The 20540-nt window shown below is 65.4% G+C and carries 20 protein-coding genes; 9 read left to right on the top strand and 11 right to left on the bottom strand.

Translation table 11 applies throughout. The annotated features are described in order from the left end of the window. Positions 1-45: 45 nt before the first annotated feature. Positions 46-1098: a M4 family metallopeptidase gene (locus NY08_RS20650; RefSeq protein ID WP_045198494.1), complete on the top strand. Its 1053-nt coding sequence runs from the start codon at positions 46-48 to the stop codon at positions 1096-1098. A 10-nt stretch (positions 1099-1108) separates the two neighbouring features. Then, a complete protein-coding gene (locus NY08_RS20645) occupies positions 1109-1390 on the top strand; it encodes a protealysin inhibitor emfourin (RefSeq protein ID WP_052049464.1) in 282 nt (93 codons plus the stop codon). A gap of 14 nt (positions 1391-1404) precedes the next feature. Here NY08_RS20645 and NY08_RS20640 read toward each other — a convergent pair whose 3' ends face one another. The 3 genes from NY08_RS20640 to NY08_RS20630 are packed head-to-tail and all read right to left on the bottom strand — an operon-like array spanning position 1405 to position 4486. After that, positions 1405-2064, bottom strand: coding sequence for an NADPH-dependent F420 reductase (locus NY08_RS20640; RefSeq protein ID WP_045198493.1), 660 nt, complete (start codon positions 2062-2064; stop codon positions 1405-1407). Positions 2065-2101: 37 nt separating this feature from the next. Continuing rightward, positions 2102-3592: a flavin-containing monooxygenase gene (locus tag NY08_RS20635; protein ID WP_032395218.1), complete on the bottom strand. Its 1491-nt coding sequence runs from the start codon at positions 3590-3592 to the stop codon at positions 2102-2104. A gap of 27 nt (positions 3593-3619) precedes the next feature. Then, complete coding sequence (locus NY08_RS20630; RefSeq protein ID WP_045198492.1) at positions 3620-4486, bottom strand: SDR family oxidoreductase; 867 nt, start codon at positions 4484-4486, stop codon at positions 3620-3622. 73 nt (positions 4487-4559) lie between these two features. Between NY08_RS20630 and NY08_RS20625 the strand changes: the two genes are divergently transcribed. Beyond that, positions 4560-5204 carry a TetR/AcrR family transcriptional regulator gene (locus NY08_RS20625; RefSeq protein WP_032395220.1) on the top strand — a complete coding sequence of 215 codons (645 nt, stop codon included), beginning with the start codon at positions 4560-4562 and terminating at the stop codon, positions 5202-5204. Positions 5205-5212: 8 nt separating this feature from the next. On the opposite strand, the gene NY08_RS20620 is transcribed toward NY08_RS20625, so the two are convergent. Beyond that, positions 5213-6214: an EamA family transporter gene (locus tag NY08_RS20620; RefSeq protein WP_045198491.1), complete on the bottom strand. Its 1002-nt coding sequence runs from the start codon at positions 6212-6214 to the stop codon at positions 5213-5215. A 39-nt stretch (positions 6215-6253) separates the two neighbouring features. On the opposite strand from NY08_RS20620, the gene NY08_RS20615 reads away from it, so the two are divergent. Both NY08_RS20615 and NY08_RS20610 read left to right on the top strand, forming a co-directional pair. Then, the gene (locus tag NY08_RS20615; protein ID WP_045198490.1) at positions 6254-6787 is read left to right on the top strand and encodes a CGNR zinc finger domain-containing protein; all 534 of its coding nucleotides are present in this window, start codon (positions 6254-6256) and stop codon (positions 6785-6787) included. Between the two features lie 98 nt (positions 6788-6885). Continuing rightward, positions 6886-7167, top strand: a complete 282-nt coding sequence (locus NY08_RS20610) for a hypothetical protein (protein WP_052683892.1) — start codon at positions 6886-6888, stop codon at positions 7165-7167. A 45-nt stretch (positions 7168-7212) separates the two neighbouring features. Here NY08_RS20610 and NY08_RS20605 read toward each other — a convergent pair whose 3' ends face one another. From NY08_RS20605 to NY08_RS20590, 4 genes are read right to left on the bottom strand one after another with little or no spacing between them, the layout of a single operon-like run. Continuing rightward, complete coding sequence (locus NY08_RS20605) at positions 7213-8664, bottom strand: aldehyde dehydrogenase family protein (protein ID WP_045198488.1); 1452 nt, start codon at positions 8662-8664, stop codon at positions 7213-7215. A gap of 17 nt (positions 8665-8681) precedes the next feature. Then, a complete protein-coding gene (locus NY08_RS20600; protein WP_082073902.1) occupies positions 8682-10226 on the bottom strand; it encodes a carotenoid oxygenase family protein in 1545 nt (514 codons plus the stop codon). Then, on the bottom strand, positions 10219-11838 hold the full coding sequence (locus NY08_RS20595; RefSeq protein ID WP_235386982.1) for an FAD-dependent monooxygenase: 1620 nt from the start codon (positions 11836-11838) through the stop codon (positions 10219-10221). The genes NY08_RS20600 and NY08_RS20595 overlap by 8 nt, the downstream gene beginning before the upstream one ends. A gap of 59 nt (positions 11839-11897) precedes the next feature. Beyond that, a complete protein-coding gene (locus tag NY08_RS20590; RefSeq protein ID WP_045198486.1) occupies positions 11898-12683 on the bottom strand; it encodes an IclR family transcriptional regulator in 786 nt (261 codons plus the stop codon). A gap of 147 nt (positions 12684-12830) precedes the next feature. Here NY08_RS20590 and NY08_RS20585 point away from each other — a divergent pair, with 147 nt between their 5' ends. The 4 genes from NY08_RS20585 to NY08_RS20570 are packed head-to-tail and all read left to right on the top strand — an operon-like array spanning position 12831 to position 16687. Further along, entirely contained in the window at positions 12831-14417 is a 1587-nt protein-coding gene (locus NY08_RS20585; protein WP_045198484.1) for an MFS transporter, read from the top strand. 1 nt (position 14418) lies between these two features. After that, positions 14419-14922 carry a DUF3237 domain-containing protein gene (locus tag NY08_RS20580; RefSeq protein ID WP_045198482.1) on the top strand — a complete coding sequence of 168 codons (504 nt, stop codon included), beginning with the start codon at positions 14419-14421 and terminating at the stop codon, positions 14920-14922. A gap of 1 nt (position 14923) precedes the next feature. Then, entirely contained in the window at positions 14924-15856 is a 933-nt protein-coding gene (locus NY08_RS20575; RefSeq protein WP_045198481.1) for a VOC family protein, read from the top strand. 3 nt (positions 15857-15859) lie between these two features. After that, complete coding sequence (locus tag NY08_RS20570; protein WP_045198480.1) at positions 15860-16687, top strand: fumarylacetoacetate hydrolase family protein; 828 nt, start codon at positions 15860-15862, stop codon at positions 16685-16687. A 32-nt stretch (positions 16688-16719) separates the two neighbouring features. Here the strand turns inward: NY08_RS20570 and NY08_RS20565 are convergent, their stop codons facing one another. The 3 genes from NY08_RS20565 to NY08_RS20555 form a co-directional block, all read right to left on the bottom strand. Then, entirely contained in the window at positions 16720-17946 is a 1227-nt protein-coding gene (locus tag NY08_RS20565) for an AGE family epimerase/isomerase (RefSeq protein WP_045198479.1), read from the bottom strand. A gap of 4 nt (positions 17947-17950) precedes the next feature. Continuing rightward, positions 17951-19681 (bottom strand): diguanylate cyclase domain-containing protein, encoded by a 1731-nt coding sequence (locus NY08_RS20560; RefSeq protein ID WP_045198478.1) that lies wholly within the window; start codon positions 19679-19681, stop codon positions 17951-17953. Between the two features lie 182 nt (positions 19682-19863). After that, positions 19864-20421, bottom strand: coding sequence for a dihydrofolate reductase family protein (locus NY08_RS20555; protein ID WP_045198477.1), 558 nt, complete (start codon positions 20419-20421; stop codon positions 19864-19866). Positions 20422-20540: the final 119 nt, after the last annotated feature.

The following is a 20540-nucleotide window of genomic DNA, read 5'->3' as shown; positions in this document are numbered from 1 at the left end:
AGGAACCATCACCGCACATGCCACGGACCTAGGGGGTCACCGCGTATGACGTTCCATTCTGTAGTTCCACCGTTTCTGCTCGAGCGGCTGCAGGGGCCGGGTGCTCGCGCCACTCTGCTCGCCGATCGTGAGATGCGCGCAGGCCGCGAGGTGGTGCAGGCGCGCACCGCCATCGCCCCGCGCACCGGCGGCACGCTCGAGCGCACGATCTCCGACGCGCAGTCCACTCGTGATCTACCCGGCCGGCAGGTACGTGCCGAGGGCGAGGATCCCACGGGCGATGCCGCGACCGACGAAGCGTACGACGGCCTCGGTGCCACATACGCGTTCTTCGACGAGGTCTACGGCTACTCGAGTCTCGACGGAAGCGGCCTGCCCCTCGACGCGACCGTGCACTACGGCCAGGACTACGACAACGCGTTCTGGGACGGCTCGCGCATGGTGTTCGGCGACGGTGACGGTGAGGTGTTCGCTCGATTCACCGTCTCGCTCGGCGTCATCGCACACGAACTCGCGCACGGGTTCACGCAGTACACCACCCCGCTCGAGTACAAGGACCAGGCCGGCGCGCTGAACGAGTCGATCTCCGATGTGTTCGGCGCATTGGTCGAGCAGTACACAGCCGGGCAGAACGCCGAGGACGCCTCGTGGCTGATCGGCGAAGGCCTGTTCCTGCCTGCAGTGCAAGGTCAGGCGTTGCGCTCGCTGCTCGAGCCCGGAACCGCCTACGACGACGACGTGCTCGGCAAGGATCCGCAGCCGGCCAGCATGGACGATTTCGTCGTCACCACCGAGGACGACGGTGGCGTGCACATCAATTCGGGTATCCCGAACCGCGCGTTCGCCGTTGCGGCCACCACGCTCGGCGGTCCGGCCTGGGACCGCATCGGGCAGGTGTGGTTCGACACGATGACCGTCGGCGGACTGTCCCCGACAGTCGATTTCGCCGGGTTCTCGGCCGCGACCCTCGCCGCAGCAACCAAGCGATTCGGAGCCGGTTCCGACGTTGCCGAGGCCGTGGCCACGGGTTGGTCTACCGTGGGGGTGAAGACAACAGGGCTCGAGTCCCTACCGAAGCCGAGCGACGATCGGGTGTGATCGAGAGCAGATGAGCCTGCGCATCGAGGTACTGCGAACCGGTGGTGTCGCCGGGATGTCCAAGCGCGGCGTCGTCGAGACCGACGAGCCGGAATGGCAGTCGTTGGTCGAGGCCGCGCAGCCGTACATCGCCGATCAGCAGGCCGCCGATCCGGCCGAGTCCAACGCCCGCGACACCTTCGTGTGGAGTGTGTCGGTGGGTGAGCACTCGTGCCGGGTGGGCGATTCCAGCCTGACCGGCCCGCTACGCGACCTCGCGGAGCGCACACTCCGCGAGGGTCGCGTCCGGTAGCGCGAGAACCTCGTTCAGGCCTTCCACTCCGCACTGCGTTCGTCGGTGGCCTGACCCAGCGCCTCGACGAGGGCGTCGATTCCGAAGTCCCTGCCGTACGACGGCGTTCCCGGCTGCTGACGCCACGACTGGGCGAGGGTTCCGCCGTCGACGGGGTCGAATCCGAGCTCGTCGATGACCGAGAAGACCAGCTTCTTCGAATCGTCGTCGTCGCCTGCGATCGGTAGTGCGATTCGACCTCTGGTCCCGGCGGGCACACCCTTCTCGAGCAGGTGCTTGTACCAGATTCCGTTGAACGCCTTGATGACCGGCTCGCCGAGTTGCTGGGAGACCCACACGCTTTCGGGCGTCCCACCCTCGATGTCCTCGATCAATCCGTCCCGCTGCTGCGGGTAGTAGTTGTTGGTCTCGATGATCGGGGCCCCGGGCTTGCGGGCGGAAGCAATTCCCGGAGCGAGATCGGGAACGTTCTTCTGCGGAATGCTCAGCAGCACCAGGTCTGCGTCCTGCGCGGCCTCCGCGGCCCAGACGGCCGTCGCTCCGGTCTCCGCTGCCAGGTCCGCCAGCGTTTCCGGGTCACGTGAATTCGAGAATCTGATCTCGTGACCGAGCGCCGCCCAACGCCGAACGAGGGTGCCGCCGATCAGTCCACTTCCGATGATTCCAATTTTCATATCGAGAACCAACACACTCGACCCGAAACAATTCCCGTCAGGATCCGACCGAGACCTTCGCGCGCGGACGGCCGAACTTCATGGCCTTGTCCACCACCTTGCCGTAGCGCAGCACCGGAAGGTCGCGGAAGTAGTTCATGCGCAGCTTCCACGGGGTCTCGCTGCCCTGCCTGGGGAAGTTGTCCACCGCGCGCAGAACGTAGCCCGCGGCGAAGTCGAGGAACGGTTCTTCGTCGATGGACGGGTCGCGCTCGAGTTCGACGGTGCTGTATCCCTTCTCGTCCATGTGCGCGAGCAGTCGCATCACGTAGTTCGAGACCATGTCGGCTTTGAGCGTCCACGAGGCGTTGGTGTATCCGACGACGAAGGCGAAGTTGGGGATACCGGTGAGCATCATGCCCTTGTAGGCCATGGTGCTGGGCAGGTCGACGTCCTTGCCGTCGACGCGGAACGCGGCGCCGCCCAATGCAGACAGATTCAGTCCCGTTGCGGTGACGACGATATCGGCATCGAGGTGCTGGCCGGACTTCAGCTTCAGTCCGGTCTCGGTGAACGTGTCGATGTGGTCGGTGACGATCGAGACCTCGTCTTTGCGAATCGAGCGAAACAGATCGTTGTCGGGCACCAGGCACAGCCGCTGATCCCACGGGTTGTAGGACGGGGTGAAGTGGGTGTCGAGGTCGTATCCCTTCGGCAGCCACCCTTCCTGCATCGTCCGGATCCGCTTCTTCATGAACTCCGGGTACTTCTGGCTCAGGGTGTAGATCAGCATCGCCATGGACACGTTCTTGAGCCGAGTGGCGCTGTACGCCAATTTCTTCGGCAGGCGCTTGCGAAGGGTCAGCGCAATCGGATCCTGCGACGGAAGTGAGAGGACGTAGCTGGGCGAGCGCTGCAGCAACGTGACGTGCTCGGCATCGCGAGCCAGATTGGGGGCCAACGTGATTGCCGTGGCACCACTGCCGATCACGACGATCTTCTTGCCCGACCAGTCCAAATCCTCGGGCCAGTGCTGCGGGTGGATCACCTGGCCGCCGAACTTGTCCTGTCCGGCGAACTCGGGACTGAAGCCCTTGTCGTAGTCGTAGTAGCCGCTGCAGGAGAACACGAACGACGCGGTGACCGTGACCGTCTCGTTCGTATCGCTTCGATGCGCGGTCACCGTCCAGAACTGCTGCTCGGACGACCATTCGAGAGCGACGACCTTGTGATGGAACCGGATGTGCTTCTCGACGCCTGCTTCTCGCGCGGTCTCGACGATGTAGTTGCGGATATCGGTGCCGTCGGCGATTGATTTCTCCCCCATCCACGGCTTGAAGCTGTATCCGAGGGTGTACATGTCGGAGTCGGAGCGAATCCCGGGGTAGCGGAACAGATCCCACGTTCCCCCGATAGCGCCGCGGCTCTCGAGAATTGCGTAGGTCTTGCCGGGCAGATCGTGCCCGAGGTGGCGCGCGGCACCGATCCCGGACAGGCCGGCACCGATGATGAGGACGTCGACCTCGGGAGTGGGCAGTACGGCAGTCATGTCAACGATTCCTTCGATGTCTTTCGATCAGCTGGTCTTGTTGCGAGCGCTCTCGGACCTGCCGAGGCGGGCCACTTCCTCGTCCATCTTCGGCAGGATCGTCGGCACGTGTTCGAGCATGCTGCGATCGCCGACCCGCGAGGTGATGACGGCTTTGAACCACGACGCTGCTCCCACCCACCGCGGCACGTAGACGCGACGCTTGCGCTTGGCCAGGCCGTCGACGAAGGCATCGACGCACTGGTCGACGGTCATCGTCTTGCCCAGCGGGCCCGGGAGCACCGCGAGCAGATCCTGGAATGCGGTGAGGTCGGACTTGGCGTCCTGCACCATCGGCGTATCGATCCAGGCCATGTGTGCCGAGCCGACGTCGACGCCTCGGTAGTTGACCTCGAGCCGGAGCGCATTCGCAAAGTGTTCTGCTGCAGCCTTACTGGCGTTGTACGCGGCCAGGCCGGGGCACGGGGTGAACGCCGCGAGCGAGGAGACGACGAGGATGTAGCCGTTGCGTTCGATGAGCGACGGCAGCGCAGCGCGGACGGTGTTGAACACGCCCATCACGTTGATGTCCATGACACGTTGGAACGTGGCGGGATCGACCTGCATGATCGATCCGTAGCTGGCGATTCCGGCGTTCGCGAGCACCAGGTCGATGCCGCCGTACGCCTCGATTCCGCCGTCGACGGCCCGCTGCATGTCGTCGAGGTTCCGGACGTCGGCGACGAACGCGGTTGCCTTCAACTGGGCCGCGACCTCACGGAGCGGGGCTTCGTCGACATCGACGAGGATCAGCTGGGCACCTCGGCCGGCGAGCGCCCGCGCGGTCGCGGCACCGATCCCCCGTGCCGCCCCGGTGATCAGAACGACCTTGTTCCGTAGCGTCGACGCCGCCATGTGCTCCCCCTCGATCGGAATGCTTGTCTGCGAACACTTTGCATCTGATACCGAGCGGTGTCAAGATCTGTCTGTGACCATCCCTCACAGTGAAGTCGGCCGCACCTACCGAGGTGCCGATCCTCGGCAGCGGCAGCAGGAGCGTCGGATTCGCCTGCTCGACGCAGCCGTCGAAGTCTTCGGAACCACCGGCTACCGGACCGCAACCGTGGAGAAGGTGTGCAGCGAGGCGGGCCTGACCAAGCGCTACTTCTACGAGTCCTTCACCAACAGCGAGGACCTGCTGATGGCGACCTACGCCCGCGCCACCGACGCCATGCGCGAGAACATCCTGGCCGGTGCCGCCGCCGAGGCCGACTCCACCGAGCAGGTGCTTCGAGCCGCTCTCACCGGCTTCTTCACCTTCGTCGCCGAGAATCCGAAATCTGCGCGCATCGCCTTCGTCGAGATTCTCGGGGTCTCGTCCACCGTCGATGCGCTCTACCGCAAGACCACGACCTCGTTCTCGGAGACCGTGCTCCAGGTGGCCGAGGCGGTCGGTTCCGGCCACGGGCTCGCCGGGCCGAACCGTCGAACACTGGCTATGGGCCTGGTGGGCGCGGTCCTCACCATCGCCCAACAATGGCTGCTCTCTCCCGAGCGCGAACCGTTGGATTCGGTGATCGCCAGCGCCCACACCATCCTGGCCGCCGTGGTCTTCGGCCGCGTCGACGGTTGAGCGTCAGGTCACGGCCTGCTCTGCAGCGGCTCCACCGGCTCCTCCGCCGTGGCTCGCTCGCCGGACTTGACGACGACCACGCCGAGCAGAACCAGTGCGCCACCGGCCAATTGGATCGGCGCCGGAGCCTGACCGAGCAGCAACCACGCGAACACAAGTGCGGCAACGACTTCCATCAATCCCATGAACGATGCCAACCGTGACCCGAGGCGTCGGCCCGCGGCGATCCCGAGGACGTAGGCCAATGCGGCCGTCACGACGCCGAGGCCGATGATCGGGACCCACCACGGCACAACCGCATCGACGAAGGTGACGTCGGTGAGCGGGGCGGCGAACGGGACGATACCGATCAGCCCTGCGACCAACAGGATGAGACCACCGGTGAGCAGGCCGGCCCCGGCGAGCACGATCGGCGGGAGTCCGTTGCTCTCGTCCGCCGACAGCACCCAGTAGACGGCCGCACCGGCCATCGAGCCCAGCGCCCACAGCACACCGACGGTGTCGACGTCGGCACCGGAGATCAGGTCGAGCACGAGCACCAGACCCATCGCGGCCAGCAGTGCGCCCACCACGGTCAGCCGACCCGGTCGCTGTTGGTGACGGAACCACATCCAGCCGATGACGGCCACAGGCGAGGTGAACTCGATCAGCAGCGCCACCCCCACCTCCATCCGTCCGACGGCGTTGAAGAACGCGAGCTGGCAGCCTGCCACCGCAAAAGCTCCGTAGGCGAGCAGCAGCTTCCAGTTCTTCGCCAGCAGGCTCCATCGCCCACGCAACGCCAGAATCGACGGAATCAGCAGGACGGCCGCCGCCAGCAGGATTCGCGCGGTCACCGCAGCCCCGGCCGTCCAGCCGGCGTCGAGCAGTCCCGTCGCGAGCGAACCGGAGAGCCCGAAGGACGCAGCGGAGAGCAGCGCGAAACCGAGTCCCGAGAGTCGACGCGACCGCGCCGCAGCGTCGTGGGTGGCCGCGAGATCTACCTGCGCGTCATGAGTGTAAGCCGTCATGACATGTGACAGTAGGGAGTGACTTGGTAAGGTGTCAACATGCTTTTTGCTCATGACGCGGAATTGTCGTTGCTGTCCGCCGTGGCCTTGGTCAATTCGGCCGAGGACCCGGACACACTGACCACGCGGGAGCAGCTCGCCGAGTTCTTCATCGAACAGGGGTACTCCGGCCGGTTCGACGGCGACGACGCCGAGCTCGAGGCGGTGCGGGCGCTGCGGCCGACCCTGCGCGCACTGCTCACCAGCAGCCGCGACGACGCCGTGGTGGAGGTGAACCGTCTTCTCGCCGAGTCCTCGGCCCTGCCCCGACTGGTTCGTCACGGAGATCTCGACTGGCACGTCCATGCCGTCGCCGACGACAGTCCCCTCGTGACCCGCATCGTGGTCGAGACCGCGATGGCCATGATCGACGTCATCCGGGCAGACGAGCTCTCGCGCTTCGACGTCTGCGCCGATCCGGACTGCAACGGGCTGGTGCTCGACCTCTCACGCAACCGGTCGCGTCGGTTCTGCAGCACCACGTGCGGCAACCGCGCGGCGGTTGCTGCGTATCGAGCGCGCAAGGCCCAGTAGGACCGCGGGGCTTAGTCGATCGGCTTTCGGGTATTCCACGATCGAACTGATCGAAAGGAATTACTCCCATGGTCGAGAAAAGGCCTCCCGTATCAAGCATGTCCAGAGCTGTCGTCAACATGTTGGCCGTCGTACTGATCTTTGCCGGAATTGCCTCAATCGGCGGCCTGATCGCCGCATTGGCCGGCGGCTTCGAGGGTTGGGCCATCGTTGCGGGCATCGCGGTAATCGCGCTGTTCGCCGGCGGATATCTGGCCGTACGCGAGGGCGCTCGTCGTCGATCCAGCGAGTCCACGCAGGTCGTCTACGCGCCGGACCACACCGACGAACTGTTCGACGTCGACCCCAATACCGGCGAGCGGACCCCACACCGCGAGTAGAGCACTGGATGCGGGGCCGCTGCAGGTTCGAAACGGCTGTGGGGCTCAGAACGGATATCTCTGGATGTCCGACTGCATCGTGACCCACTGCAGGTCACAGAAGGTGTCGAGGTTGACGGTGGTGCCGAAGTGCCCACCCGAACCCGAGGCCTTCACGCCACCGAACGGAGCGACCGCCTCGTCGTCGACCGTCTGATCGTTGATGTGCACTGCGCCGGAACGGATTCGGTCCGCCAACTCGTACGCCGCGAACGGATTCGCGGTGACGATCGCAACGGACAGGCCGTATTCCGATGAATTGATGATCTCGATCGCCTCGTCCACGGTGCGGTACGTGGTGATGGGTGCGACCGGGCCGAAGATCTCCTCGGTGAACGCGGGTGAGTCCTTCGGCACGTTGCCGAGCACGGTCGGCCGGTAGTGGAGACCGTCGAACGTTCCGCCTGCAGCCAGTTCGGCACCGGCCGTCACCGTGGACTGCACGATGCCGTCGACTCGCTTCAGTTGGTTCTCGTCGATGATGGGCCCCAACGCATTCGACGGGTCGGTCGGGTCTCCGACGGTGATGCGTGCAGCGATCTTCGCAAGCTCCGCGGTGTACTGCTCGGCGAGATGCTCGGGAACGAGGTGCCGGCCCGACGCCATGCAGATCTGCCCCTGGTGCAGGAACGATCCCCATGCGCCCGCCGATGCGGCGGCCTCGATGTCTGCGTCGGGCAGCACGAGGAACGCGTTGTTCCCGCCGAGTTCGAGGTGGACCTTCTTCAGCAGTGGCGCTGCAGCTTCCGCGATTCGCCGGCCGGCCGCCGTGGACCCGGTGAACGAGATGCACGGGACATCGGGGTGCGAGACGAGAGCGGCTCCCACATCGGCGCCCGACGGCAGCACGTGCAACAGACCGTCCGGCAGGCCCGCTTCGGCGAAGATCTCGGCGAGGATCAGACCACCCGAAATCGGCGTTCGCGGATCGGGTTTGAGAACGACGGCATTGCCGACGGCCAGAGCAGGTGCGACCGACCGCATGGACAGTACCGAGGGGAAGTTGAACGGACTGATCACGCCGACGACGCCCATCGGAACGTAACGCCCCACCGAGAAACGCGATTTCGCGCTCCGCAGCACCTGCCCGTAGGGCTGCGACGCGAGAGCGGCGGCCTCGGTCAGCTCGGCGAGAACCAGTCCGATCTCGGCCCCCGCCTTGCCGTGACTCGATCCCGATTCGGGAACCAACCACCGCGTCAGACGCTCGGGATCGTCCGCGAGAAGCTCCGCGGCCCTCGTCATGACCGACGCTCGCTCGGTGTACGGCTTGGCGGCCCATTCCTTCTGCGCACGTGCAGCTTTCGCGACCGCTCGATCGAGGTCGGCGACGTCGGCGGCACCGACGGTTGCCACGACCGACCCGTCGGACGGCGCGGTCACGTCGAGGGTTCCACCACCGCCGTCCACCCATCCGCCGTCGAAGATCTTTGCCGTCCACGCCAGTGTGTTCGCCATGTCAGTCCTGCTCTTTCCTACTCGGTGTTCTTCGTTCGTCGAGGTTGGGCTGCGATCGCTGCGTCGAGCACCTCGGCCTCGGCCCAGGATCCGTGGAATGCGAACGGCACTCGGACGGGGAGCTTGACGCGTGCGAGTGGTTCGCGGGTGAACGAGTCGGCCTCGTGCACCAATAGTTCGGACAGACCGGACGCCGGATTCCACCACAGGGTCAGCAGGTAGCCGTCGTTCTCGATGCTCGCGCCTCGACGCTGAACGAAGACCGGTTCACTGGGGCTGGTCAACCCGTCCGGTCCTTCGAGCACGATCGTCTGTCCGGTCGAGAAGTCATGGCGCGCAAGCCCATCCGTCAGGGTCAGCGGCGACAGGCTTCGGGTGGTAGCGAAGTAGCCGAAGCGATTCTCCCGGCCCAGCCACGCGTCGTTGATCTTCGGGAACTCGCCCGCCACCCCGCTGTGCATGTGCTGGGTGGTCGTCCTGGTTGCGGTATCGAGCACGAACCGCCAGGCCATCGCGGGCGGAAACCAGGAGTGCGAGTCGATCGGCTCGTCCGAATCGTCGGCCGGATTGCCCAGACGTGCAATGACGTGCAGGTCCACCACGATTCCCGTGGCAGTTTCGTGGGCGTTGAAGAAGTGCGTCGGGGCCAGCATCAGGCCGGTGTCGTACCACGTGACTTCGTGGGTTCGACGGTCGAGGACGGCGAACCTGCTGCCGTTCGGTGTAGCCGATTCGTCCCAGAGCACCCCTGGCCGCCCCGCCATGATGCGGTCGAGGCGGAACTGGTTGGGCGAGATCAGGAAGATCGCGAGGTGTTCGCTCACGATGTAATCGTGCACCATTGCCGGACAGCCCATGTCGAAAGTGACGGTATCGACGACGGTGCCGCTGGTATCGGCCTCGTACCATGTCAGATTCGGCCCGATGGCAGAGTAGAAGAGCATGTTGCCCGTCGACGGTTCGATCTTGTAGTGCGCTGTGCACAGGATGTCCAGTGCGCCACCGAAATCGTACGTGCCCTGCGTGTCCAAGCTTTCGGGGTGTATCGAATGCGGCAGTCCGCCTTCGTAGTACACCAGCAGGTGATCGGCGAACAGGCCGACGTTGGTATTGGCGACGCTCTTGGACGGCGGTGCGCCAACGGGCAGATCCCGCTTGGCCTTTCCCGAGCCGTTGACGAAACCGCTGTACAACGCTTCACCGGCCTCGACCTCGATCTTCATGGTGTCGGTGTGCACCCACTTCATCCGGAACGACGCCTTCCCGTCGCGGATATAGGTGCCGGCGACTCCGCCGTCGCCTTCCCACCAGTGGTAGCGGTCGGTGTCGAGTGGCTCGAAGCGGGGGTTGTCGGCTACCCGGAACAGGGCGCCGGCCAGGTCGTCGGGCAGTTTCCCGATGACCTCGAGGTCGAATGCCTCGGTCTCCTCGTGCCACGGCGCGAACGGACCGTTCAGGAACTTGTTGGACGTGTTCCAGTCGACATCCGCCTCGTGGCGCGCAGTCGCAGGCGCGGTCCGTCGGACCAGTGTCGTCGGGAGCGGGGTGGGTAGGTCACGCATAGCTGACGCCTTTCGTCTCGAGACAGGACAGTTCGGAAGGGCTCGAGGAAGATCCGGTCCACGACGCCACCGCGGCTCGAACGTCGTCACCCTCGTGCGGAAGCCACGCGGCCGCGACGAATCGGTCGGGCCGGACGAGAACGAATCTGCCGGTGTACGTGCGCATCTCGTCGTCCAATCGACCGTCGACGTCGAGCAGTACGTTGACGTCGTCGATTCTCGGTGCCGTGCGATCGGTGGGCACTGCGGCCTCGACCGCATGCAGGCCGCGTGCGATACCGCGGGCACGGGACCAGTCCCCCGCGTCGTGCACGTCGATTCCCATCAGCGCCCAACCGGTTCCGAGAATCTCGTCGAGCGGGCGGATGGTTCGGGTCGCCGAGTCGAAGGCCAGGGGTTGCCCGATCGCACTCCCGGTGTCGTCGCCGGGGAGTACGAGTCCGTCGGAGAATCGGTACGGCGGGCGGTAGGCCATGGTCTCGAACCAGCGTCGCCCGTTCTCGGTGGCCAATGCGGCTCGGACCAACTCGTCGCGCCTGGCCGCGACACGAGCATTGGTCGTCATCACCACCCGGCCCAACCGCTCGGACGCGCGAACCATCGCGGCGGCGTGCGGGCCACGCTCAGATCGGTATGTGGCCAAGACGCTTTCGTGCAGACAGCCGTCGAGCACCCCGGCCAACTTCCACGCCAGGTTCGCGGCATCACGAATGCCGGAGTTCAGCCCCTGACCGGCGAACGGGGGCATCATGTGTGCGGCGTCGCCGAGCAGGAAGCAGCGCCCGAGCTGCCATCGGTCGGCCACAAGACCGTGGAAGCGATAGTTGACGGCTCGTTCGACCTGAGCGGGTGTGATCGGGCGGTACCGCGAGACGAGTCTTTCGATGAGCTCGAACGGTGGCGAGTCGGTGGCCGCGCCCTCGCCGTCGAACAGGCGGAATTCGTATCGACAGCGACCGTCGAGTCCGGGTACCACCACGTGCGGCCTGCTCGGATCGGCATGGTGCATTCCGTAACGCTCGATGTGAGGGTCGCCGAGCGTGTCCACCACCAACCACAATTCCGGATGGCTGCGTCCGGTCATGCCGATCTTCAGCAGGTTTCGAACCGTGGATCGTCCACCGTCGCTGCCGAGGAGGTAGCGGGCGCGCACCGTGCGTCCACCCGCATCGATGGCCACGGCGTCCGCGTCCTGCACGATCGAGGTGACCTCGGTGTCGAACCGTACGGTGACATGGTGTGCCGTATGCAGAGCCGCTGCCAGCACGCGTTCGAGATCCGGTTGCGCGAACGGGTTCTTGAACGGGTAGCCCAGTCGGTAGGCGCTCTCCGCACCACCGTGGAAGAGCGGTTCGTCATCGAGGCCGTAGTAGCGAGTTCCGGTGCCCGGCACGACGATCGGCAGAATTCGGTCGATGACGCCAGCCTGCTGATAGGTACGCAGTGCCTCGTCGTCGATGCTGATCGCTTTGGGTTCGTCGCTCGTCGTCGAACGACGCTCGAGAACGATGACGCGGAGCCCTCGTGCAGCGAGCAGCAGGCCCGCGGTCATCCCGACCGGACCGGCACCGCAGATCGCTACGTCGTAGAGGGTGTCGAATCTCGTGTCCACACCACCAAGGTAGCGCGCATCACGTTAAATAGGAATGGTGTCCCATAAAATAGGACACGCTACGAGCTGACGACGGCGAGCCTCGTCGACAGAGTCTCCGCCGCGGCCCGCACTGCGGTGACGAGCACGTCGGTCCGATCCTCCGGAACACGACGTCTGATCGCGACGATGCTCAATGCCGCTGCCACCGAACCGGACTCGTCGAAGATGGGTGCGGCGATGCCCATCGCATCCGGGTCCACCTCCGCGACGGTGACGCCGTAGCCGGTGGTGCGGATGCGCTCGAGGCGATCGACGAGGCGATCGACGTCGGTCAACGTCCGATCGGTGAAGCGTTGCAGCACATGCCGACCCAGAATCGAGCGGATCTCCTTCTCCGGCAGCCAGGCCAGAAGCGTCAACGCCGACGCACCGGCATTGATGGGCAGCCGACTCCCACGCTCGTAGCTCAGGCGCACCAGCTGCTTGGCCCCCTCGCACCGCTCGATGCACACAGCCGTGTCGTCGACGAGCCTGGTGAGCAACACGGTTTCCCCTACCTCGTCGGCCAATTCACGCATCACGGGTTGGGCGATCGTCGTCAATCCGTAACCGCGCCTGGCCAATCGAGCAAGTTCGAGTACTGCGACACCCAACCGAAAGCCGCCATTGGGAGCTTCCTCGAGAAACGATGCGCCGACCAACGTCTGCAGATATCGGTACGCCGTGGAGCGCGCACTGCCGAGGGCCTCGGCGACATCGTTGGCGCTGATCTGCAGGCGATCCTCGGTGAACATTCCCAGGATGATCAGCGCGCGGTCGGCCGTGCTGTTGCGTTCTCGGTATCCACTCGTCTCGGGAGCCATGTATCCATCCTAGTTCTGACTGTCAGGACTGCGGTGTCATCAAACGGATCTTCGCCCTTGACAGCTGTGATCCAGGCCATGAACACTGTCCTGTATTAGACAACAGTAGTCCTGCTTTACAGGACATTCCCTCAGGATGAGGAACCCATGAACCCCACCCACCAGAAACTGGATCGCGGCACGCTCATCGCCTGTTGCCTCGCGATCGGCGTCGCCCAGATGGGCGTCTCACTCGCAGCGCCCATTCTCGGCGTGATCCAACGCGACCTCGGAGCGAGCGCAGCGGCGCTGGCCTGGATCCCGGCCGCGTTCATCCTCCCCACCGCCATACTCGAGCTGAATTTCGGCGTACTGGGCGACATGTTCGGCCGCAAGAGGCTGCTCGTCTGGGGCGGCGTGCTCGTCTTCGTCGGCGACGTCGTCGCCGGAACGTCGGGAACCCTGACACAACTGATCGCCGGGCAGGCCATCGCCGGACTCGGTGCCGCCGCAATCTTTCCCACGTCACTGGCCATGCTGGTCTCGGCAACCCCCGATCGTCAGGAGCGAGCCCGCGCTCTGTCTCTCTGGGCAGTCAGCCTGGCGTTCGGTGCCATGATCGCTCCGCTGATCAGCGGCTTCGCGGCCGAACACTTCAGCTGGGGCTGGTCGTTCGCCATTCCCGCCGTTCTGGGTCTCGTCACCGCCGTGGTCAGCGCCGCGGTGATCGTCGACTCGCGTCATCCCGCCGGACGCGGACTCGACTGGCCGGGCCAGATCACCATCGCCGTCGCCTTGCTCGCCCTGCTGTATGCGGTGATCCAGGGCTCCGTGGACGGCTATTCGAGCCCTGTCATCGTGGGTGCCTTCGTTCTCGCGGTCGCCGCAGGCGTCGCGTTCGTCATCAGCGAGCAGCGAGCGCGCACCCCGATGCTGAATCTCGCGCTGTTCCGTACGCCTGCCTTCGCGGCGGCTGCGCTGATCGGTTTGCTCGCGATGTTCGGCTTCATCGGAACCGCCTACGCGCTCAGCGTGAAGCTCGAAGCGATCCTGCACGTCAGCCCGCTGCAGGCTGCACTGCCGTTCGCTCTCATCCAAGCCGTACCGCTGCTCCTCACGCCACTGCTCCCGCGCCTGTTGATGCGCGTCGCGGCCCGCACCCTGTTGGTCACCGGACTGTCGGCATTGGCCGTCGGTCAGATATGGATGGCTCAGCTACCCGGCGACTCCACCTCGCTGCTCGCGATGACCGGCCCGATCCTGTTGCTCGGAACCGGCTTCATCACCATGTTCACCGCACTGACGGCCGTCGCCGTCGGAGCCGTCGCCATCGATTACGCCGGAATGGCCAGCGCGGTAACCAGTCTCGTTCGCGAGACCGGGCAGAGCCTCGGGCCCGCGATCGTCAGCGCCGTGGCGTTCGGAGTTGCCGGAGCCACCCTGACCTCCACCCTGTCCGATGGTTCTCTCCCTCCCGAGGCGGTGGGCGTGGCATCCGGCGTCGCAGAGCAGGGCGGGCCGTTGGCGGTGGCCAACGCCGACCTCGGTCCGATCTCGGATCTGGTTGCACCACTTGCCAGGACGGCTCTCGAGACCGGCCTCGACATCGGCATCTACGTCTGTGCCGGAGCCACCGTCCTGGCTGCGCTCATCGCCCTCGTCATTCCCGGCGGAGCCCCCAGGGGACTCGATGCTGCCCCGATCGACGCGGCAGCATCACCTACGGCCGGGCGACTGCTGCCCGCCGGTGAGTGACATGTCCACGCCCACTCTCCATCACGTCTTCACCCTCGACGTCGAGCTGGCTCCCCCGGTGGTGATCGGGTCGACCCCACACGGAATGCGTCGGGTCATCCCGATCACCGGCGGCCGATTCCGGGGACCGGCCGGATCCGGGACGATCCTGCCCGGCGGTGCGGACTGGAACCTGGTGCGCACCGACGGCGTCACCCACCTGTGGGCTCGCTACACGATCGTCACCGACGACGACGTGACCATCATGGTCACCAACGAGGGCTGGGGCACCCAGGACGATGCCACCATGGAGCGCATCTTCGCCGGCGGTGGTGCCGATATCGACCGCTGGTACTGCTCCACCAACCCTCGCTTCGAGGTGGCCGATCCAGGATGGAAGTGGTTGAACCACAGCGTGTTCCTCGGCCACTTGGAACCGCCCACCCGCGGCGACCGGGTGCGTATCACCGTCTACACCGACGCCATCGTCCCCACCCCATCGACGCCCCGAAAGGCGGATCACTGACATGACCACTCCCACCCGGAACAGACTGCAGGAAGGTGGAGCCGTGGGCACACTGCACCGGACCGCCGTCTCGCACCTCGGATTCACCGTTACCGACGTCGCCGCCACCGCCGACTTCTACGGCCGCACCGTCGGTCTGACCGTGCAGGAGGAGCTCGCGGGCGGCGGCCTGCGCCTCGGCTGGGGCCTCGGACACCACGTTCTGGACCTCACCGAGGGTCCGAAGGGACTGTCTCACTATGGCTTCGAGGTTCGTGATGCCGACGGTATCGCCGGGATCACCGCGCGATTGAAGGACGCCGGCCATGACGTCGTGGATCTGGATCCGTCCGTCCTCGACCATGCCGTCGGCGCACCGTCGGGCATCTCGGTGACCGACCCCGACGGCACCACGGTGCATTTCCACGGACCGGTCGCTCGCCAGGGTGAGAACGCTGCCGATCCGGGTCGACGCCCGATCAAGTTCCAGCACACCACTCTCGGCACCGACAACGTGGCGCAGATGGTCTCGTTCTTCGTCGACACCGTCGGATTCCGCATCTCCGATCAGCTCGAGGACGGCCGGTTCGCGTGGCTGCGCAGCGACCGCGATCACCACACTCTGGCCGTCGTCGAGAACGGTGTGCCCGGCGATCTCGACCATTACTCCTACGACCTCGCCGAGTGGGAGGACTTCAAGTCCTGGTGCGATCGCCTCACCGAGATCGGTGTCGACGTCGTCTGGGGCCCGGGACGCCATGGCCCCGGCAACAATCTGTTCGTCTTCTTCGACGATCCGGCGGGCAACCACATCGAGCTCTCGGCCGAGATGGAGAAGTTCCACGACGACCGAGCCACGTACGTGACGCGGCAGTGGCGTCCGGTACCCGCGTCGGTGAATCTGTGGGGCGGACAGCTGGCGAGCTGGCGCAAGACGAGCGAAAGCGAGATCTGAGCTATGGCTTACATCAGCTACGAGCACAACGGTATTCGCGGAGTCGGCGAGGTCGACGGGGATTCGCTGATCCCGCTGCAGGGAATCGACGCACTCGGGCGAACCAGTTCGCTCGAGGCACTCGCCGCCGCGGATCGCCTGACCGGGGAGCGCCTGCCGATCGGCGACGTGCGCGTCCTCCCGGCTGTCACCGACCCCGCCCGAGTGATCTGCGTCGGACTGAACTACCGCGACCACATTGCCGAAACAGGACGCGAGTTCCCCACGTACCCGGTGATGTTTCCCAAATTCGCCTCCAGCCTGATCGGGGCCTACGACGACATCGCCATCCCACCGGAGAGTTCCGAGGTGGACTACGAGGGCGAGATGGCGGTGATCATCGGACGCGCGGGCAGGCGCATCACCGAGGAGAACGCACTCGATCACGTTCTGGGTTACGCCGTCGCAAACGACATCACGATGCGTGATTTCCAGTACAAGACGCATCAGTGGATGCAGGGAAAGGCTTGGGACGCAAGCACTCCCCTCGGCCCGTACGTCGTCTGCCCCGACGAGGTGGACCTCGCGAGCTGCGGCATCCGTACGATCGTCAACGGCGAGAAGGTACAGGAATCGGATCTGTCGCAGTTGCTGTTCACGGTGCCGAACCTGATCGCAACAATCTCCACGTTCACCACCCTCGAGCCCGGTGATGTCATCCTCACCGGCACGCCCGGCGGAGTGGGCTACCGCCGCAAGCCCCAGCTGTTACTGAAGCCCGGCGATCACGTGAGTGTGGAAATCGACAACCTCGGGTCGGTGAGCAACCGATTGGTGGCGGAGGTGCACTGACATCTGTGCGTCTGCGCTGCCTGTGGCACTCGTCAGTCCGAATCGGGCTGCAGCGCAGCCAACATGCTCGTGTTCGGCGCATATCGGCTGATCCACGTCGCTTGGACGGCGTGGTAGAGATCGGGTTTTCCGCTCCACACCGTTGCCGCTGGAACGTTGTGGGAGTCGAGTTCGTGATGCCAGGAGCCGTCGACGCGGTCGACGAAGTAGTCGGCCGCAACGTCCCACCACGTTCGATAGTCGGTGCCGTACCGTTCTTCTCCCGTAACGCGTCCGAGAGTCGCGGCTGCTCCGATCGCCTCGCACAACACCCAGTGCAGTCGACCCGTGACAACCGGCTGCCCTGTCCAGTCCGTGGTGTAGACGAACCCGGGGGTGGGCCCGGGCTGCCAGCCGTCGACGGCAGCCCGGTCGTAGAGGGACTCGGCCGCGTCGACGTAGTCCCGCCCGCCCGCAACGAGACTTGCCTGCACGAGGAGTCGCGCCCACTCGAAGCCGTGGCCGACGGTGGCACCGTAGGGCTTGAACTGGTTCGCTACGTCGTCGCGGTTGTACTCGAGCTGCGGGATCCACTCTGCAGTGAAGTGCTCCGGGACGCGCCACTCGTTGGCCGCGGACCATCGACATACGTTGTCGCAGATACGCAGTGCACGTTCGCGCCAGAGCTCGGGCGCACCGGCGTCGGCGGCGGCCAGCAGCGCCTCGACCATGTGCATGTTGGCGTTGATGCCGCGATACGGATCGAGCTCGGACCAGTCGACAGTCCAGGTGTCCGAACACATTCCGTACCGTTCGTCCCAGAACCGAGAGTCGACGATATCGAGTGCCTCGTCGAGAACTTCCCGGCCACGTGCGTGACCCACCGCGGTGGCAGCCGACGCGGCGAGCACCACGAAGGCATGCGTGTACGCCGATTTCACTGCATCGGGCGAGGCCGTGTCGGCACTGGACTCGAACCAACCGCCATTCTTGCTGTCCCGCAACGTGGTCAACAGTCCATCGAAGACGCGATCGGCTCTCCTGCGGGAACCCGGTCGGCCCTGCACGGACCCGAGAAAGTGCACATGCGCCATCCGAGCGGTGATGTACGTATGCGCCGGATGGTCGAGGTCGGGGTTACCGCGATCGTCCAGCCACGCCGCGCCTCCGGCGGGGTGGTCGAGTGTGGTTCCGAAATCCAGAAGTCGAGACGACTCGGTGTCGAGCCACGATCGATGAGAGGGCAGTGTCCACCAGTTGCCGGGGTCTGCTGGAGTCATGCGTTCATTGTGCTGTGCCCGCGATCGCCTGTTCGGCGGACGCGACAGTTTCCTCTGAATCGTCGAACAATTCGATCCGATCCTTGCCGCTCTGCTTGGCCCGGTACATCGCGGAATCCGCGTCCCGAAGCACATCCTGAGCTGTGGCACCCCTGCGGGCCACCACCATTCCGATGCTCGCCGACACCTCGTACTGCCGTCCCTCGAACTCGATGGCCGAGGCCAGCGCGGCCCTGATCCGCGCAGCCACGCTGCCCGCGAGTCCGTCCGCGTCCGAGGCCGGGTCGTCCATCTGGGCGTCGAGGACCAGGACGAATTCGTCACCGCCCACCCGGGCGATGAAGTCGTCGCTTCTGAGTATCGCGCGCAGACGCCGTGCCACCTCGACCAGCACCGCGTCGCCAGCAGCATGTCCACCGCTGTCGTTCACGCTCTTGAAACCGTCCAGGTCGCAGAACAGCACCACCGCCGCGATGCCGGTGCGCGCGCCCCGATCGATCGCAGAGCCGATCCGGTCCAACAGCAGCATTCGATTGGGCAGTCCCGTCAACGGATCCTGCAGCGCCGCACGTTCGAGAGCACGCTCGGCCTCGACGACGTCGGTCACCTCTCGGAGGACCGAAAGCACCTGCAGCACCTCACCCGACGGCCCCCGTCGAAAGGGCGTGGTTCGACGCGACAACCACCGGGTCTCACCGCCGAGGCCACGCACTCGGTACTGAGTCGTGAGGCTTTCCCCGTCTGCCAACGATGCAGCGGCCCGGTCGGCCGCCGCAACGATGTCGAGGTCCTCCACAAGCACCTCGATGTCGGACGAATCCTCGGCACCGTCGACTGTCGAATCTCCGTCGGGCTGCCCCTCCGGATTACCGGCGGTCGCGGTACCGATCAACGAGCGGAGGCTGCGCGACGCCCACGTCAGGTGCCCCGTGTCGACGTCGACGACCGTCGCGATATCCGGCGACGCGGTCAACACTGCGTCCCGGAATGCTCGCGCACGATCCAGCTCCGCCCGCGCCTCACGCTCGGCCGTCACGTCCTCCGACAGCACCATGGCACCGACGATGGCATCGGCCTCGTCGCGCAGCGGCCGGGCTCGAACCTGAAAGACTCTTCCGGTCCCGGCGCTGACGGAATCGAAGGAGGATTCCTCCCCTGCAACAGCTGCCCGGTAGTACGGAGCGACGTGCGCGAAGACCTCCGTTGGCACCGTGTCATCGAGCAACTTCCCTTCCATCCGGCGCGGGTCGTAGCCCTCCGCGACCAGATCGGCACCTTCGACCAGGACGAATCGAAGGTCAGGGTCGACGATGAACACCGTCGTGTGGGGCAGATTCGCGGCGAGCTGACGGTACCGAGCCTCACCGGCATCGTCGAACATCGCCGGCGAGCGAAGCAGTGGACCGTAGGAGCGGCGCATTCCGAGATACAGAACACCCGCCAACGCGGTCGACAGGGTCACTGCGACATCCAGATCGCCGCCCATGGACTCCCGCATGATCGCGATCGTTCCGCCGCCTGCATGTTCGCTGTGCCCGGCACCCGCGAGCAGGTGAACCGCATGCAACACATGGTGAGCCGCGCAGGTGGTGAAGATGGCGGCGGTTGCCAGCGCCAATCGATTCTTCCGAAGCTGGGCGGTGCGACGCAGCCCACGAACGATGAACAGCACGATCCCGAGATACGCCGACGCAGTGATCGCGTTCAGGATCACGACCCAGAGCCAACCGCTCATACGACGGACTCTCTGTCGGTCGCGTCCGGGTCCGCGTCGGAGTGGGAGTGCGGCATGTGCGGCATCGATGACCTCCGCGGGGTCTGAACTGCTGGGTGTGGGCCGGACCGACCAAAGCGGACGAACCACCCGCCGGTGTCGTGCCGCGAGGGTATCTCAATCCGGCCCGTACCTGCGAGATGTCAGCGAGACACGCTGTAACGCAGATACAGCCACCCCGACTCGGCGAACACCTTCTGCTCCGCGAGTGTCAGGTCGAGATGGTGACCGACCGGAAAGTACGGTTTGCCACCGCCCAGGATGGTCGGCAGAAGGATGACCTCGAACTGATCGATCTCGTCGACCAGCGACTCCGCCAATGCGGCACCGCCCACGGCCAATGTCCCCTCGGTCTCGCGTTTCAGTCGCTTGACCTCGGCGACAGCGTCGGCACTGCGCACCAACCGGCACCCGTCGGCCACCGAATCGAGAGTGTCGGAGAAGACGATCCGCGGGGTGTCCACATACAGTCGCGCGAACTCCGCCTCGACGTCGTCACCCTCCGCTCGTAGCGGGTCCGTCCAGTAGTCCTCCATGGCCTCGTACAGTCGACGCCCGAACAGAAAGGCAGTAGTGGCCTCCGTCTGCCGGTTCGAGAATCGATGGGACTCCTCGTCGGGCACGGAGAAGTCGAGACTGCCTGCGGAATTCTCGATGAAGCCGTCGAGAGAAACGTGCATGTTGTACGTCAGAATTGCCATGTCACTCCTGAAATCCGATGGGGTCGTGGGTACTGACCTCGACGAGCCCGATTTGTCACCGGGCGCTGGGCAAGGAATAGATCGCCTGCACGACGGCCATGCAGAGGGGCCCAGGGTCG

Source organism: Rhodococcus sp. B7740 (assembly GCF_000954115.1).
Lineage (GTDB): Bacteria > Actinomycetota > Actinomycetes > Mycobacteriales > Mycobacteriaceae > Rhodococcoides.
Note: the sequence above shows the minus strand (reverse complement) of the source record. Positions and strands in the feature narration are given on the sequence as shown.